The organism is Cupriavidus sp. IK-TO18, assembly GCF_015549295.1.
Taxonomy (GTDB): domain Bacteria; phylum Pseudomonadota; class Gammaproteobacteria; order Burkholderiales; family Burkholderiaceae; genus Cupriavidus; species Cupriavidus oxalaticus_A.
On record NZ_JADGMP010000109.1, the window covers coordinates 1 to 610 of the forward strand.

Here is a 610-nt window from a genome sequence, read left to right on the forward strand (position 1 = left end):
CAGGCTGAGGTCATTCTGTTTCTCCTTGACCTTGCAATGTCGGGTGGCATCGCGTGCCGCAGGCACGGCACACCACCCCGCACAAGGCAGGTTGTCTGGACGGTAATCATTGAAGGATCGGCGAACGGTGGGCGGCTGCCCTCTGCCGATATCCCGAGCCTAGTCGGCGTCTTTCAGGCCGACCGCGCGCAATACGATCTGCGTATAGATCTCGAGTATTTCATTGCCACCAAGACGGCCGCGCGGCTTGTACCATGTGCAGACCCCGGTCAATGCAGCAATCAGAGCAAAGGTCGTGAGCTGCGGATCAGGCACGGACCAGATTCCCCGCGCATCTCCCTCGATCAGAATGTCGCGCAGCCGGTTCTCATATTTCCGTCGCAGGGCCACGACCTCGGCATAGTGCGGCTTTGTAAGACTGCGAAGCTCCATGTTCCCGATGAACACTTCTTCCTTCCGCGCCGTGTGCCAGCGAAGATGGAAGCGGGTGAAGCGCTTCAGCGCCTCAAGCGGATCATCGACGCCTTCAAGCTCCTGGTCGAGTTCTTCATGCAACTCCTCCATGATGGACTTGAGAAGGAGGTACAGGAACTCCTGCTTGTGGCGGATG

1 protein-coding gene is annotated in these 610 nt (G+C 58.7%); it reads right to left on the reverse strand.

Features of this window, described 5'->3' with window-relative positions; genetic code table 11:
- Positions 1–159: 159 nt before the first annotated feature.
- The coding region (locus tag IPF36_RS34340; protein WP_195432401.1) for a TetR/AcrR family transcriptional regulator at positions 160–610 on the reverse strand (451 nt) is incomplete at its 5' end.